The sequence below is a fragment of the Streptomyces sp. NPDC048275 genome (assembly GCF_040652275.1).
In the GTDB taxonomy this organism is placed as follows: domain Bacteria; phylum Actinomycetota; class Actinomycetes; order Streptomycetales; family Streptomycetaceae; genus Streptomyces.
Genome location: NZ_JBEZLR010000011.1, coordinates 116,443 through 132,271 on the forward strand (window position 1 = coordinate 116,443; position 15,829 = coordinate 132,271).

A 15,829-nucleotide genomic window follows, 5' to 3' on the forward strand; every position below is an offset into this window, starting at 1 on the left:
AGAGGGAAAACTGATTACGCGGCTGATTACGAGACGTCCCCGAGCCCGCTCAGCACGGTCTCCGCCCGCTCCAGCACCTGCGTGTCCACGTCGAGGTCGGGGGTGATGCCCTGCCCGTCGACGCCACGTCCGGAGGGGGTGCGGTAGTGCCCGACGGTCAGCTCGACGACGGAGCCGTCCGGCAGCCGGCTCGGCATCTGGACCGAGCCCTTGCCGAAGGTCCTGGAGCCCACGACGACCGCACGGCCGCGATCCTGGAGGGCGCCGGTGAGGAGTTCGGCCGCGCTCATCGTGCCGCCGTCGACGAGCGCGACCAGAGGTCTGGTGGTGTCGCCGCCCGGATCGGCGTGCAGGGCGCGCTGCTCGCCGTTGTCGTCGTACGTCGCGACGAGGCCGCCGTCGAGGAGGGCGGAGGCGGCGGTGGTGGCCTCGGTGACCAGGCCGCCGGAGTTGCCGCGCAGGTCGAGGACGATCCCGGCCTTCTCGGGGGCCTGGTCGACGGCGGTCCGTACGGCGTCGCCCGCGCCCTTGGTGAAGGCGGCGACCTTGATCACGGTGATGCGGCCGGTGAGCGCGCGTACGGTCACGGAGTCCGTGGACAACAGGGCGCGGCGCAGTGTCTCGCTCCACGCGCGCGTGCCGCGCTGCAGGCCGAGGGAGACCTTCGTGCCGGCGGCCGCGTCGTCCGCGTCCCCGCGCAGTAAGGAGACGACGTCGGTGACCGGTCTGCCGTCCACGTTCTCGCCGTCGACGCTGCGCAGCCGGTCGCCCTCGCGGATCCCGGCGGCGGCCGCGGGCGAGCCGGTCTGGACCCGGGCCACTTCGATCCGGCCGTCGCGCTCGCGCCTGGCCCACAGTCCGACGCCCGTGTACTGGCCGTCGAGGGCTTCCTCGAACTCCTCGTACTCGCCCGGGGAGTAGACCGCGCCCCAGCGGTCGCCGCTGCGGCTGACGGCACGCCTGGCGGCCTCCATGGGGGACTTGCCGTCGGCCATCGCCTCGGCGGCGGCCTCGGTGACGTCCTCGTCATGGCCCGTGGGCGTCGAACGGGAGGCGGAGGAGGCGGATTTCCGGCCCGGCTCGGAGAAGGAGCCGTTCGCCGCACCGGTGACGAGAACGCACGCGAACACCAATGTCAGGGCGGCCCCGCGGCCGACGCGGCGGGGCTGACAGAAGGGGTCACGGCCTGACATGGCGGTGAGTCTAGGACAACGCAAAGGGCCGCACCGCCGGTTGGCAGTACGGCCCCCTTGGCATGCGTCACACCTTCAGGTACTTGCGCAACGCGAAGAACGCGGCAAGCGCGGGCATCAGCAGGCTCGTCGCGAGGATGAGCGGCAGCTTGGTCAACACGGCGTCCCAGCCGATGAAGTTGATCAGATTCAGCTTCTCGGACAGCGCCAGACCGTGATCGATGATGAAGTAGCGCGCGATCACCAGGAAGCCGCAGGCGACACCACCGCCGATGAGCCCGGCGACCGCGGCCTCCATGATGAACGGCGCCTGGATGTAGAAGCCGGAGGCGCCGACGAGGCGCATGATCCCCGTTTCTCTCCTACGGCTGAACGCCGAGACGCGCACCGTGTTGACGATCAGCATCAGGGCGACGACCAGCATCAACGCCATCACCGCGCGCGCGGCCCAGTTCATGCCGTTGAGCAGCTGGAAGAGGTTGTCCAGGATGCCCTTCTGGTCCTGCACGGACTGCACGCCGTCACGCCCGTCGAAGGCGGTCGCGACGACCTGGTACTTCTCCGGGTCCTTCAGCTTGATGCGGTACGACTCCTGCATCTGGTCGGGAGTCAGGGAGCTGGCCAGCGGGGAGTCGCCGAACTGCTCCTTGTAGAGCTTGTACGCCTGGTCCGCCGACTCGTAGGTGACCTTGTCGACGACCGACATCTTGTCCAGGTCACCGGTGATCTGGTCCTTCTGCTCACTGGTGACCGCCCCCTTGGCGCATTTGGGGTCGGACTCCGCGTCGCTCTTGTTGCAGAGGAAGATCGAGACGTTGACCTTGTCGTACCAGTAGCCCTTCATGGTGCTCACCTGGTCGCTCATCAGGAGCGAACCGCCGAACAGGGCGAGGGAGAGGGCGACCGAGACGATGACCGCGAAGGTCATCGTCAGATTGCGACGGAGACCGACACCGATCTCCGACAGAACGAACTGGGCGCGCATGGCGTCTGCTAAGCCTTTCCGTGGACCGTCGTCAGTGCTGGTAGCCGTAGACGCCGCGCGCCTGGTCGCGGACGAGGCGGCCCTGCTCCAGCTCGATGACGCGCTTGCGCATCTGGTCCACGATGTTCTGGTCGTGCGTCGCCATCAGCACAGTCGTGCCCGTCCGGTTGATGCGGTCGAGCAGCTTCATGATGCCGACGGAGGTCTGCGGGTCGAGGTTGCCGGTCGGTTCATCGGCGATGAGGAGCTTGGGCCGGTTCACGAAGGCTCTCGCGATGGCCACGCGCTGCTGCTCACCACCGGACAGCTCGCCCGGTCTGCGGTCCTCCTTGCCGCCGAGCCCGACGAGGTCGAGCACCTGGGGCACGGACTTGCGGATCTCACCGCGGGACTTGCCGATGACCTCCTGCGCGAAGGCGACGTTCTCGGCGACCGTCTTGTTCGGCAGCAGCCGGAAGTCCTGGAAGACGGTCCCCAGCTGGCGCCGCATGTGCGGCACCTTCCAGTTGGAGATGCGCGCGAGGTCCTTGCCCAGGACGTGCACCTGGCCGTGGCTGGTCCGCTCCTCGCGGAGGATCAGCCGCAGGAAGGTGGACTTTCCGGAGCCGGAGGACCCCACGAGGAACACGAACTCGCCGCGCTCGACCTCCAGGGAGACATCCCTCAGAGCGGGGCGGGTCTGCTTGGGGTAGACCTTGGAGACATTGTCGAATCGGATCACGGATGCACCACGGGTCGCCGGGGGTAGGTGTGCGTGACCATACGCGAACCGGGTGCGCGCGCGCAGTCGGCGTACGCGGTTGCGCGCGGCTTGCACTTTTTGTCACGGATCTGAACGGCTGGAAAGCGGCCGAGCGGGGCAGGATAAGGGGAGCCGCGCCGAATTCCGCGGAACCTGGCACAGTGGAGGGGGAACGGTTGCGTTCCCCGCAGCGTTATGTACGCGAAGGACGGTGCAAGGAGGGCAAGCGCATGACGTACGACCGATTGGTGTGCGCGAACTGCGCGGCGCCCGTCAGCGAGGGTCGCTGCCCGGTCTGCCGCGCGAACCGGCAGCGGCTGCAGCAGGAGAGCCCCTTCGCGGGACTGACCCCGATGGCACTGATCGCACTGCTGGTCGTGCTGATCGCGGCAGTGGCGCTGCTGGCCCACCAGACGGCGTGAGGCCGGCGGGAGCGGCGCGGCGAAGCCGTGGGCATCCCTGACGAGCACCGCACAGGCGTCGCGGACGAACGTCGGCCGCAGGCACCCCTGACGTGAGAAAGGCCCGGAGCGAGTCGCTCCGGGCCTTCTCGCGCTTACGCGCAGGCGCTGTGCGTCACGCGGCGGCGCCGCGGCCGCCCGCGAGGCGCGGCAGCAGGCGGAAGCCGATACCACCGGCGATCATCGTGGCGGCACCGATCAGCAGGAACGTGGTCTGAGCGGCACCCGTCTCGGCGAGCTCACCGTTCTCGCCCTGGGCGGAGGTGTCGGAGGCGGTCTCCGCGCCCGTGTCGGTCAGGCCGGAGGAACCCTCACCCTGCGCGACGGGCTGGGAGCCGCCGTCGGGGTCGGCGTCATTGCCACCCGTGCCCGTGCCGGACCCGTCGGTCGGGTCCTCGGTGGGCTCCTCGGTCGGGTCGCTGGGCTCGCTCGGCTCCTCGGTGGGGTCCGTCGGCTCGTCGGTCGGCTCCGGGTCCGTCGTCCCGGGGTCGGTCGGCTCCGGGTCCGTCGTCCCGGGGTCGGTGGGCTCCGGGTCCGTCGTCCCGGGGTCGGTGGGCTCCGGGTCGGTCGGGATGCCCGTCTCGGTCGGCGTCGGGTCGTCCACGCCGACGCCGACGCCGACGCCGATGTTGATGTCGAGGGCCGAAGCGGCGCCCGCGGCGGTCAGCGACGCACCGGCGGCGATCACCGCGGCTGCGGCCACACGCGCTACGCGAATCCGCGTCTTCTTGGTCATCTGCTTGCTACCCCCAGTAGCTGATCGTCAATGGAGCAGCGCCCGGGGCCACGGCGTCACAGGTGGCTCACTCAGCCCCCCGGTTCACATGCGCCCCAGAGATACGCATGCCACGCGTTACCATTCCCAGTTTTCACAGCAGCGTCAAGGTCGTTGCGTGCGCGATGTCCAGATCAACATCATTTGACCTCCATGAAGACATGTGACTGTGACGTAAAACCCAAACGACCCACACACAAAAGGCAACTGCCGTCCGTGGAACGGCAGTTGCCTTGTCGACAAAGACCCCCGAGGAAATCAGAGAGCTACGGGGTTCCGCCCTACTTCTCCTGCTGCTTGCGCCAGCGAATTCCGGCCTCGAGGAACCCGTCGATCTCGCCGTTGAAAACGGCTTCGGGGTTACCGACTTCGTGTTCCGTCCGCAGGTCCTTGACCATCTGGTACGGGTGCAGGACGTACGAACGCATCTGGTTGCCCCAGGAGTTGCCGCCGTCGCCCTTGAGGGCGTCCATCCTGGCCTGCTCCTCCTGGCGGCGCCGCTCGAGCAGCTTGGCCTGGAGCACGTTCATCGCGCTCGCCTTGTTCTGGATCTGCGACCGCTCGTTCTGGCAGGACACGACGATGCCGGTGGGGAGGTGGGTGAGCCGCACCGCGGAGTCGGTGGTGTTGACACCCTGACCACCGGGTCCGGACGACCGGTACACATCCACCCGGAGCTCGGACTCGTCGATCTCGATGTGATCGGTCTGCTCGACGACAGGCAGGATCTCGACACCCGCGAAGGACGTCTGGCGCCGCCCCTGGTTGTCGAACGGCGAGATCCGCACGAGGCGGTGCGTGCCCTGCTCCACGGACAGCGTTCCGTACGCGTACGGGACGTGGACGGCGAAGGTGGTGGACTTGATGCCCGCCTCTTCCGCGTACGAGGTCTCGTAGAGCTCCGTCTTGTAGCCGTGGCGCTCCGCCCAGCGCAGGTACATGCGCTGCAGCTTCTCGGTGAAGTCGGAGGCGTCGACACCGCCGGCCTCGGCGCGGATGGTGACGACGGCCTCGCGGGAGTCGTACTCCCCGGAGAGCAGGGTCCGGACTTCCATCTCATCCAGCGCCTTCCTGACGGCGGTGAGCTCGGACTCGGCCTCGGCACGGGTGTCCGGGTCGTCCTCCTCCTCGGCCATCTCGAAGAGCACGCTCAGATCGTCGATACGCCCGCGCAGCGCCTCGGCCTTCCTGACCTCCGACTGGAGGTGGCTCAGCTTGCTGGTGATCTTCTGCGCCTCGTCCGGGTCGTCCCACAGGGACGGCGCGGCCGCCTGCTCCTCGAGCACGGCGACATCTGCCCTCAGCTTGTCGAGGTCCAGGACGGCCTCGATCGACTCCATGGTCGAGGAGAGGGACTTGAGCTCTTCGGATACATCGACGACTGCCACGCCTCCAGCGTAACGGCTACGGCAAGCACGGCTCGCCCCTCGCCCCTACGGGGTCGGTGCACCTGGGCTGAGCTGCGCGGAGCCTGTCGGCTGCGGGTGGGCGGGGGCTGGTCGCGCCCACGCGGCGGAGCCGCACAATGTCACAGCCCCGCGCCCCGGAGGGGCGCATCTCCAGCCCGTCCGGCGTTTGGGGCGGCGGGGGCGAGAAACCTCTCAGGGCGACGCCGGTGCCGAGTTCTTCGTGTCCTGGGGCGTGCCCTCCGCATCGTCCCCGGAGGTGGCCAGCCACGTACCGACCCCGACCGCCGCGACCAGCACCACCCCCGCCACCCCCAGCGTGATCCGCCGCCGCCTCGCGGACGCCCGATGCCGCGCCGACCCCGGCCGCGGCGCCCCCGCCGCCCGCGGCGCACGCGCCGTCCCCCGCGCCCCGCCCGCCAGCTCGTCCGGCCCCGGCACCCGCATCGACGTATGCGTGTCCCGATTCGAGTCCGGCGCGGCCCCCGGCACCAGCGGCACCGCCCCCCGCCGCACCCGCGAAACCGGCACGGCCGACTCCGCCGGCTCGCCCTCGTGGACTTCCTCCGCCGACCCCCCGTCCGGCTCGTCCACATCCAGCGGCGGCATCCCCGCCAGCAGGGGCAGCTGCTCCCGCAGCCGCGCCCCCAGCTCGGACGCCCGCAACCGCGAGGCCGGCGCCTTGGCCAGACACTGCACCAGTAGCTGCCACAGCTCCTCCGGGATCCCCGGCAGCGGAACGACGGTCTCGGTGACATGGCGCCGCAGCACCGCCCCCGGATGCCCGCCCCCGAAGGGCGTGAACCCGGCAAGGAGCTCGTACAGGACCGTCGCCAAGGCGTAGATGTCGACGGCGGCCCGCGGCGGCAGCCCCTCGATGATCTCGGGCGCCAGATAGTCCGGCGTGCCGATGATCTTCGTGGCCCGGGTCCGCCGCGGCGAGTCGATGAGCTTGGCCACACCGAAGTCCGTGAGCAGCGCGGGGTGCGAGCCGCCGGGGCCGAGCGGGCCCTGCATGTCGAGCAGCACGTTCTCCGGCTTCACGTCCCGGTGCACGACCCCCGCCGCGTGCGCCGCCGCCAGCCCGTCGGCGACATCGGCCACGATCGCGACCGCGGCCTCGGGTGCCAGCCGCCGCTCGCGGTCCAGCCGGGTGCGCAGATCCGTACCGCGGACGAGATCCATGACGAGCGCGAGGTCGTTCCCGTCGACGACGAGATCCCGCACAGCCACGACATGCGGATGGTCGAGCCCGAGCAGAGCCGTGCGCTCCTGTACGAAGCGGCCCACCAGCTCCTGGTCGGACGCGAGGTCCTCGCGCAGCAGCTTGATGGCGACGGGCCCCTCGGGTCCCTCGCCCAGCCACACCGTGCCGGCGCTGCCCCGCCCCAGAATCTGGTTCGCGGTGTACCGGCTCCCGATCTTCCGTGCCAAGACAGCTCCTACCGAGACGCGTGTTGTCGCTGCTGCGCCGCCCTGGGGGCGAACCCCCAGAACCCCAGCCGACAAAACTACGCGTCCGAAGCCGCAACCTTCACCTCGGAGGCGGAAATCACCCGTCAGATGTCGACAAGTCCCCAGAGTCGGCTGTCCGTCGAGTGCCCGTCAGTTGTCGGAGGAAGAAGAGGAGCCTCCGCCGAGATCCCCGATCCAATCGGTGGCGGTGGTGAACCAGTCGGTCAGCTGGTCCCAGTACCCCTTGGTGGTCCCGATCCAGCCCTGCAGGGGGCTGAACTCCCAGACCAGCCACCCGGCGACGAACAGGATGACGACGGTGAACAGGCATCCCTTGAGGCAGCCGAGCCCCGGAATCTTCATCCGGTTGGGACTGGACTGCCGCGGCTCACGCGGCTGCCGCGGTGCGGGCGCCTCGGGCTGCTGCGGCGGGGGCGTGTACCGCTGAGGCTGCGGCTGCTGACGCTGGGGCTGCTGAGGCGCGTACGGCTGCGGCTGATGCTGCTGCGGCTGCTGAGGCGCGTACTGCTGCTGCTGATACCCGTACCCGGGCGGCGGCTGCTGCCCCTGCGGCGGCCGCTGCTGTTGCTGCTGAGGCCGCTGCTGTTGTTGCTGCGGGCGCGCGACCTGTCGCTGCGGGCGACGGCGCAGCGGGTCCTGGTCGGGGTCGAGGTACTGGACCTGCGTCTGCTCATTGCGGTCGCGGGCGGCGCGCAGCTGGTTCTGCCAGGGGTGCGGATCCTCGGGCTGACCGGGCTGACCGGGCTGACCGGGCTGCTGCCCGCCGGGCTGGTGCTGCGGCACCGGCGGCATGACGGCGGTCGGATCGGCCGCGCCGCGATGCGGCAGTACGGAGGTGGGGTCGGCGTCACCGGTGTGCGGCAGGACGCTGGTCGCGCCGTTCGGGTCGTACGCCCCCGCGCCGTGCGGCAGCACCTGCGTGGGGTCGGCCGCACCGGGCATGCCCGGGACCGCAGCCGGCGTCGGGTCGGGGGCGAGCAGCGCGCCCACCCCTTCGGCGGCGGCGATCTGCGCGGAGTTGGCGTGCACGCCGATGCCCGCGGCGACGGTGCGCAGGCCGCGCGCGAGGCTCTCGGCGCTGGGCCGCTCGTCCGGGTTCTTGCGCAGGCAGCGCTCTATGACGGTCCACAGGGGGTCCGGGACGGTCGACGGGCGGCGGGGCTCGGCGGAGAGGTGCTGGTGGAGCACCTCGAGGGCGGACTCGCCGGCGAACGGCGGACGCCCGGTGACCAGCTCGTACAGCAGAATGCCCGCCCCGTAGATGTCGACGGCGGACGTCTGTGGGCGCCCCTCCGCGGACTCGGGCGCGACATAGGCGGGCGTGCCGACGAACTCGTGGGTCCGGGTGAGGCCCGGGGAGTCGGCGAGCCGGGCGATGCCGAAGTCGGTGAGCATCGGGTGCATCTGACCGCCGTCCTGCTTGAGCAGGACGTTCGCGGGCTTCAGGTCGCGGTGCACGACACCGTCGGCGTGACTGGCGGCGAGCGCGTCGGCGACCTGGGCGGTCAGGAGGGCGGCGGCGACGGGCGAGAAGGGGCCGTTCTCCCGCAGGTAGCGATGGAGGTCGGGGCCGTCGACGAGGTCCATGACCAGCGCGAGCAGGTCGCCCTCGACGACGAGGTCGCGTACCCGCACGATGTTCGGGTGGGTCAGGCGCAGCAGAACGGAGCGCTCGCGCAGGAACCGCATCACGATGTCCGGGTCGTTGGCGAGCTCCTCCTTGAGGACCTTGATCGCAACGGTCTCGCCGGGCTGGCCGGCCACGGCCGCCTCGGCGCCCGCGGTCTCCCGCTGGCGGGCTCGCCAGACGGTGCCCGTGGCGCCGCGTCCGAGCGGCTCCTCGAGCAGGTACTTGCTGCCTACCGGCCGCACGTCATGCGCTCCCTGCTGCTTGCTTGCCTGGTCCGTCCACCGTGATCACCGTGGTAGAGGTGTTCCGACCCACTGTAGTGCCGCCGTACATGGCACTGGGCTGTCGTCTTCCTGTGCTTCCCCTGGGCGCTTGTGGTTCGTATAAGCGCTTACGTACGCGTTCCCCTGCATGTTCGATGGAAAGACGCTCGCTCCGGGCGGTTGGTTGCCGAGGCGTTGGCGTGACCGATCTCAAGCGGGTATCGGTCGGCCATGGGTCGGGTACGGGGCAGGCACTTTTACGGGCAGAGCCGACCAATCAAGATCACTTGCGGGTGGGGGGCGGGCGTGTTGTCAGTGGCAGGTGCGAGGATGCCTCCAGTACTGGCCGACGTGCCCGTGCGCGGTGGGGGAATCTGCGGTGGGGGGACCGCGGCACAGCCTCGCCTGCCGCGCGGGTGCCTGCGCGGAAGGGACCGCTGACGGCGATGCAGATCCGGCTGACCGTCGTAGACCGGCTGGGCCCGCCCTCGGAGCCACGGGGACGTGCCGCGGCCTGCGATGTGCTGGTCACCGCTCCCGCCGGGACGGCGCTGGCGGCGGTGGCATCGGGCCTGGCCTCGGCGGTCGGCGGGGACGGGGGCACCGCCCCGCTCGAGCGAAGCCGAGAGCTCGGGGGAGGCCCGGTCGTGCTGTACGTGGGCGCCGAGCGGCTCGACGGGCAGCGCTGCACGCTGGGTGAGCCGCCCCTGACGGACGGCGCCGTGCTGTCCCTGGGCGCCCCCGCGGAGCCCGGTCCGGACGTGGACGACGTCGCGGCCCAGCTCCATGTCGTCGCGGGCCCCGACGCGGGCGGCGTCCACCTCCTGCACGGCGGCCGGATCCAGATCGGCCGCTCCGCCGACGCGGACGTCCCCCTGGACGACCCGGACGTCTCCCGCCTGCACTGCGCGGTCACGGTCACCCCCGAGGGCCGCGTCTCGGTCGCCGACCTGGGTTCCACGAACGGCACGACGCTGGACGGCACCCGCGTGGGCACCCGCCCCGTCCGCCTCGCACCGGGCGCGCTCCTGCGCGTCGGCGAGTCCGCCCTGCGGCTGGCTCCACCCGGCGGCGCGGGGTCCGTGCGGACGACGCCCGACGGCGAGGGCCATGTCCGGGTGGCCACGGGGACCGTCACCGATACCGAGGCCCGCCCGAAGTCGGCATCCGCCGGGGCGTCCGCGTCTGTCGTGCCGCACGCGCGCGTGGGGGGCACCTCCGGCGCGGACAGGGCCCCGGCCTCACCCGGCGGTGACACACATCACGCGTACGGAGTGGCGGAGTGGGGGGCCTCGGGTGGCGTCCCCGGGACGCGGGAGCGCGGCCCGGCGGTGCCGGAGCAGGGCAGGGCGCCCCGCATGGAGAGCCGCCTGCCCGCCCCGCCCACCGAGGATGCCCCCACCAAGGCCGCTCCCGACGCGGCAGCGACCGGAGCCACGGCCGCCCCCGACACCGGCACCCGAAAAGGCACTCCCACGCGGGGCACGGACGTGCCGCCGGGGGTCCGCAAGCGGGGCGGGCTCGGCTCGTGGGCGCGGCGGCTGGCCGGTGGCCGTGGAGAAGCGGCAGGCACCGGACCCGACGGTTACGACGACGGGGAGTACGCGGCCGCGAAGCCCACGGCAGCAGCCTCGTCGGCGGCGCGAGCGCCGGAGAGCTGGCCCGATCCCGCGGCGCTGCTGCTCACCGCGCTCGGACCGGGCCCGCGCCTCTGGGAGCGCGGCCCGGGACACCCGGAGGCGCTGACGGTGCGGCTGGGCACGGCCGACCGGGCGGCGCCCGACGGTTCGGGGCTGCTGTCCGCGGTGCCGGTGACGGCGGACCTGCGGGAGGTCGGCGCGCTGGGCCTGGCCGGGCCCCGGACGCGCCTGGCGGGGCTGGCCCGCTCGGTCGTGGCGCAGCTCGCCGCGCTGCACTCCCCCGACGCCCTCGAGATCGTCCTGATCAGCACGGACCGCTCCCGCACGGTCGAAGAGCGCACCGCCGAGTGGTCCTGGCTCGGCTGGCTCCCCCACCTCCGCCCCGCCCACGGCCAGGACTGCCGTCTCCTGCTCGCCTACGACCGCGAACAGGCGACGGCCCGCACGGCCGAACTCCTCCGCCGCCTGGAGGACCACCTGTCGGACACGGTCGGCATCGACGGCTCGGGCACCAGGCCCAGGCCGTACGACCAGGCCGACCACACCCCCCTGGACGCCGGCGCCGATGTACGGGGCGGAGCGCACCGGCCCTCCTGGGCGCGCGACCAGGACCCCACTCCCGGCGCCTTCGACGGGCCGTACACGGTCCTCGTGGTGGACGGGGACCCCGGCGGCGCCGACGTCCGGGAGGCCGTGGCGCGGCTGGCGCACGAGGGGTCGCGGGCCGGTGTCCACGTGGTGTGCCTGGCCGAGACGTCACCGGCGTCGCCCGCGTCGCCGGTGACGGAGACGTACGAGGCGGCGGCCGAGGCGTCACCGGCGTTCCGGGAGTGCGGGGCGGTGGCGCTGCTCAGCGGGGACGTGGCGACGGCACTGCGGTTGCTGCGGGTGGCGTCGGGCGGGCCCGTGGGGCACGGCACCGTCGCCGCCGTGGACGCGGTGTCACCGGCGTGGGCCGAGCGCTTCGCACGCGCGCTCGCTCCCCTGCGTGCGGACGGCACGCACGCCGACCGGCACACGCGCGTGTCGGCCCCGTTGCCCCAAATGGCACGCCTGTTGGACGAGTTGGGACTTGCCAGAGCCACCCCGGCGTCGCTGATGGCGCGTTGGGCGGACGCGGCGGACGACGCGGAGGCGCTCGGCGGACGTGGCCGGGCGGTCCTCGGCGCAGGCCCCCGCGGACCGGTCGCCGTGGATCTCCCCGCCGAGGGCCCGCATCTGCTGATCGAGGGCCCACCGGGCAGCGGTCGTACGGAACTCCTTCGCTCCATCGCCGCGTCCCTGGCCGCCGCGGAGCGACCGGACCGGCTCGGGATCGTGCTCGTGGACGGACGCGACAGCACCGGGGGCCATGGCGCGGGACAAGGGGGCGAGGGACTCCGTGTCTGTACGGACCTCCCGCACGTCACCACCCACCTCACCGCCAACGGCCCCGTGCGCATGCGGGAGTTCGCCCAGTCCCTCAGCGCCGAGCTGAAGCGGCGGGCCGAGCTGCTCGGGCGGCTCGACTTCGCGGAGTGGCACACCCGGCGCGAGGCGTCGCCCCGGATCGTCGCCCAGCGCACACCCAAGCCCCCCGTCGGTTCGTCGCCGGAAGCCTCCTCCGGAGCCGCGGATCTCGACGCACCGCCCAGCTCGACGCTGCGCCTGCGCCCCGCGGCGACCCGGGAGCGCACCGAGCCGGGCCCCCCGCTCGCCCGCCTCGTCGTCATGGTCGACGACCTGGACGCACTGCTCTCCCCCGCGCTGGGATCACCGGGACGGCCCGCGGCCGGTTCGGTCGTACGGGCGCTGGAAGCCGTCGCCCGCGAGGGCGACCGCCTCGGGGTTCACCTCGTGGCGACCGCCGCTGACGACGGCCGAACGGCCACCACCGACCTGGGCCGCGCCGCCGCGCTCCGCGTCACCCTCGACCCACCGTCGCCGGGTGCGGACGAACCAGCCCCCGGCCGTGGCCGCCTCTCCACCCCCGACGGCCGCCTCACCCCCTTCCAAGCCGGTCGCGTCACCGGCCGCATCCCCCGCACAGCCACCCTCCGCCCCACAGTCGTCCCCCTGGACTGGCACCGCATGGGCGACCCCCCGGCCCGCCGCCCGGTCCGCGAACTCGGCAACGGGCCGACGGACTTGGCGCTCCTGGCCAGCGCGTTGGAGCGGGCGGCACGGTCGGTGGCGGCAGTCGAGGTGCCGTCGTTGCTCTGACCTCAGCGCACCGGCTGTCATCCGGCCTGCGGGAACGACGGGGATATGGGCGAGTTGGAGATCATCTCGGCATCGTGGCACGGCGTTCGGACGCGCGAGATCCGAATATCGCGCGCCGTGACGTGACCGCGGCGGTGACCCGCATCGCCCACCCCACGCGTCGGATGCCACTGCAAACAAGGGCGGCGCACGTCACGACCCAATCACGATCACTCCCTTGACAGCGCGGGTGCTCTTGCCGCACTCCAGCCCTCAGGCGTAGACCAGACCGCACGGGACAGCTTCGGACGTTCGATGACGAACGAAGAACGGGGCATTAATGCGCAGCACTCTTGGTACACGCAGGTCGCCCAGCAGCTCGACACACTCGACACACAGGTCATCCAGGGCCGCACAAGCAGCCGCAGCCCTCGTCATGGTCAGCGCGCTCACCCTCACCGCATGCGGCGGGGAAAGCAGCGACAAGAGCGGCAGCGACGGGGAGGAAAGCAGCGCCATTACCGGCGGCAGCACCCTCACCCTCCCCAAGCTCGACGGCGAGAGCCTCGAGGTGGCCGCCGTATGGACCGGCCCCGAGCAGGCCAACTTCAAGAAGGTGCTCTCGGAGTTCGAGAAGCGGACCGGCGCGAAGGTCACCTTCGTACCCGCGCAGGACCCGATCATCAACTTCCTCGGCTCGAAGATCGCGGGCGGTGCGCCGCCGGACGTCGCGATGCTTCCGCAGGTCGGCGCCATCAAGCAGGCCGTGGAGAAGAAGTGGGCCAAGCCGGTCGGCGCGGACGTGCAGGCTCAGCTCGCCAAGAACTACTCACAGGGCTGGCAGGATCTGAGCAAGATCGACGGCAAGCAGTACGGCGTCTACTTCAAGGCCGCCAACAAGTCGTTGGTCTGGTACAACACGCAGGTCTTCGAGAACGCGGGGGTGACGGAGCCCAAGACCTGGGACGAGTTCCTCTCCACCGCCCAGACCGTCTACGACTCCGGTGTCACCCCCGTCTCCGTCGGCGGCGCGGACGGCTGGACCCTCACCGACTGGTTCGAGAACATCTACCTCTCCCAGGCCGGGCCGGAGAAGTACGACCAGCTCGCCGCGCACGAGATCAAGTGGACGGACCCGTCCGTGAAGGACGCGCTGACCACGCTCGCCCAGCTGTGGGGCAACGAGGACTACATCGCGGGCGGCGCGGACGGCGCGCTGCAGACGGAGTTCCCGGCGTCGGTGACGCAGACGTTCACCGGCGGTGACCAGCCGAAGGCGGGCATGGTCTTCGAGGGCGACTTCGTGGGCGTCAACATCGCGGAGACGGAGGCGAAGATCGGGACGGACGCGAAGGTGTTCCCGTTCCCGGCGGTGGGCGACAAGGCGCCCGTCGTCAGCGGTGGCGACGCGGCCGTACTGCTGAAGGATTCGAAGGCGGGGCAAGCCCTGCTCACCTTCCTCGCCTCGCCCGACGCGGCGACGATCTGGGCCGGGCTCGGCGGCTACCTCTCCCCCAACAAGAACGTGGCCAACTCCGCGTATCCGAACGCCGTCCAGCAGTCCATGGCGAAGGCCCTGATCGCCGCGGGCGACGACTTCCGCTTCGACATGTCCGACCAGGCCCCGCAGGCCTTCGGCGGTACGCCCGGCAAGGGGGAGTGGAAGGTCCTGCAGGACTTCCTGAAGAACCCGAAGGACGTGGCAGGCGCGCAGGCGAAGCTGGAGGCCGACGCGGCCGCGGCCTACAAGGGCTGATCCGGCGATGACGTCGGCAACGGCGGGAGGAGCCACCCCGGCTCCTCCCGCGCCCGGGAAACACAAGAGCGTGACCGGCACCCGCAGGACCGTGGCAGTGCTCTTCCTGCTGCCCTGTCTCGTGCTGCTCGGCGCGCTCGTGGTCTACCCGATCGGGTACTCGATCGTCCGCAGCTTCTACGACCAGTCCGGCGACGGGTTCGCCGGAATCGACAACTACAAGTCCCTGTTCACGGACGACGGCATCCGCACCGCCCTGAAGAACAACATCATCTGGGTGGTGTTCGCGCCCACCGTCGCGACCGCGCTCGGACTCGTCTTCGCGGTGCTCACCGAACGGGTGCGCTGGGGCACGGCGTTCAAGCTGGTCATCTTCATGCCGATGGCGATCTCGATGCTCGCGGCGGGAATCATCTTCCGGCTGGTGTACGACCAGGACCCGGAGAAGGGGGTCGCGAACGCGGTCTGGGTGGGGGTGCACGACACGTTCGCCGAGTCGTCGGCGTTCCCGAAGGCCCACCCGGGACGGCAGTCGCCGCTCCAGCCGGACCAGGGCGGGTTCATCACCGGACAACCCGTCCAGGCCGGGCAGTCCGTCACCCTCCCCCTCGTCGGTGTCGCCCCCGAACAGATGCCCGGCGGCGCGAAGGAGGCCGTACAGGCCGCGCCCGAGCCCGGCAAGGTCACCGGTACGGCCTGGCAGGACTTCACCCGCGGCAAGGGCGTCGGGAAGCTCGGCCAGGTCGACACGGGCGAGCTCGGCTACGCGGGTATGAAGGTCGAGGCCGTCAAGGACAGCAAGGTGGTCGACTCCACGAAGGTCGCCGACGACGGCACCTTCACCCTCTCGGACAAGGCCGACGGGGCTCAACTCCGGCTCCCGGCAAGCAACTTCCGGGAGCCCTACAACGGCCTCGACTGGCTCGGCCCGTCCCTGGTCACGCCGGCCATCATCGGCTCGTACATCTGGATGTGGGCGGGTTTCGCGATGGTGCTGATCGCGGCGGGGCTCGCGGGCGTGCCGCGTGAGCTCCTGGAGGCCGCCCGGGTCGACGGCGCGAACGAGTGGCAGGTCTTCAGAAGGGTCACCGTGCCGCTGCTCGCGCCCGTGCTCGCGGTCGTCACCGTCACCTTGATGATCAACGTGCTGAAGGTGTTCGACCTGGTCTTCATCATCGCGCCGGGCTCGTCCCAGGACGACGCCAACGTGCTGGCCCTGGAGCTGTACCGCAAGGGCTTCTCGGAGGACCAGCCGGGCATCGCGAGCGCCATCGCGGTGTTCCTGCTGCTGCTCGTGATCCCGGTGATGCTGTTCAACATC

General features: G+C 71.3%; 11 protein-coding genes. 4 read left to right on the forward strand and 7 right to left on the reverse strand.

The window, feature by feature from the left end; translation table 11 throughout:
* Positions 1-26: 26 nt before the first annotated feature.
* The 3 genes from AB0D57_RS10100 to ftsE form a co-directional block, all read right to left on the reverse strand.
* Complete coding sequence (locus tag AB0D57_RS10100; protein WP_362069686.1) at positions 27-1,193, reverse strand: S41 family peptidase; 1,167 nt, start codon at positions 1,191-1,193, stop codon at positions 27-29.
* A gap of 67 nt (positions 1,194-1,260) precedes the next feature.
* Positions 1,261-2,178 (reverse strand): permease-like cell division protein FtsX, encoded by a 918-nt coding sequence (gene ftsX / locus AB0D57_RS10105; protein WP_362069689.1) that lies wholly within the window; start codon positions 2,176-2,178, stop codon positions 1,261-1,263.
* 31 nt (positions 2,179-2,209) lie between these two features.
* Positions 2,210-2,899: a cell division ATP-binding protein FtsE gene (gene ftsE, locus AB0D57_RS10110; RefSeq protein ID WP_362069692.1), complete on the reverse strand. Its 690-nt coding sequence runs from the start codon at positions 2,897-2,899 to the stop codon at positions 2,210-2,212.
* A 251-nt stretch (positions 2,900-3,150) separates the two neighbouring features.
* Here ftsE and AB0D57_RS10115 point away from each other — a divergent pair, with 251 nt between their 5' ends.
* Positions 3,151-3,342: a hypothetical protein gene (locus AB0D57_RS10115; RefSeq protein ID WP_362069695.1), complete on the forward strand. Its 192-nt coding sequence runs from the start codon at positions 3,151-3,153 to the stop codon at positions 3,340-3,342.
* 154 nt (positions 3,343-3,496) lie between these two features.
* On the opposite strand, the gene AB0D57_RS10120 is transcribed toward AB0D57_RS10115, so the two are convergent.
* From AB0D57_RS10120 to AB0D57_RS10135, 4 genes are all read right to left on the reverse strand, one after another.
* On the reverse strand, positions 3,497-4,117 hold the full coding sequence (locus AB0D57_RS10120; protein ID WP_362069698.1) for a hypothetical protein: 621 nt from the start codon (positions 4,115-4,117) through the stop codon (positions 3,497-3,499).
* Between the two features lie 320 nt (positions 4,118-4,437).
* Positions 4,438-5,544 carry a peptide chain release factor 2 gene (gene prfB, locus AB0D57_RS10125; RefSeq protein WP_362069701.1) on the reverse strand — a complete coding sequence of 369 codons (1,107 nt, stop codon included), beginning with the start codon at positions 5,542-5,544 and terminating at the stop codon, positions 4,438-4,440.
* Positions 5,545-5,757: 213 nt separating this feature from the next.
* Positions 5,758-6,996 (reverse strand): serine/threonine-protein kinase, encoded by a 1,239-nt coding sequence (locus AB0D57_RS10130; protein ID WP_362069704.1) that lies wholly within the window; start codon positions 6,994-6,996, stop codon positions 5,758-5,760.
* A gap of 171 nt (positions 6,997-7,167) precedes the next feature.
* A complete protein-coding gene (locus AB0D57_RS10135; RefSeq protein ID WP_362069707.1) occupies positions 7,168-8,910 on the reverse strand; it encodes a serine/threonine-protein kinase in 1,743 nt (580 codons plus the stop codon).
* A gap of 467 nt (positions 8,911-9,377) precedes the next feature.
* On the opposite strand from AB0D57_RS10135, the gene AB0D57_RS10140 reads away from it, so the two are divergent.
* The 3 genes from AB0D57_RS10140 to AB0D57_RS10150 form a co-directional block, all read left to right on the forward strand.
* Positions 9,378-12,773 carry an FHA domain-containing protein gene (locus tag AB0D57_RS10140; RefSeq protein ID WP_362069710.1) on the forward strand — a complete coding sequence of 1,132 codons (3,396 nt, stop codon included), beginning with the start codon at positions 9,378-9,380 and terminating at the stop codon, positions 12,771-12,773.
* 319 nt (positions 12,774-13,092) lie between these two features.
* On the forward strand, positions 13,093-14,508 hold the full coding sequence (locus AB0D57_RS10145) for an extracellular solute-binding protein (RefSeq protein WP_362069713.1): 1,416 nt from the start codon (positions 13,093-13,095) through the stop codon (positions 14,506-14,508).
* A gap of 70 nt (positions 14,509-14,578) precedes the next feature.
* A partial coding sequence (locus AB0D57_RS10150) for a sugar ABC transporter permease (RefSeq protein WP_362069716.1) occupies positions 14,579-15,829 on the forward strand: 1,251 nt, incomplete at its 3' end.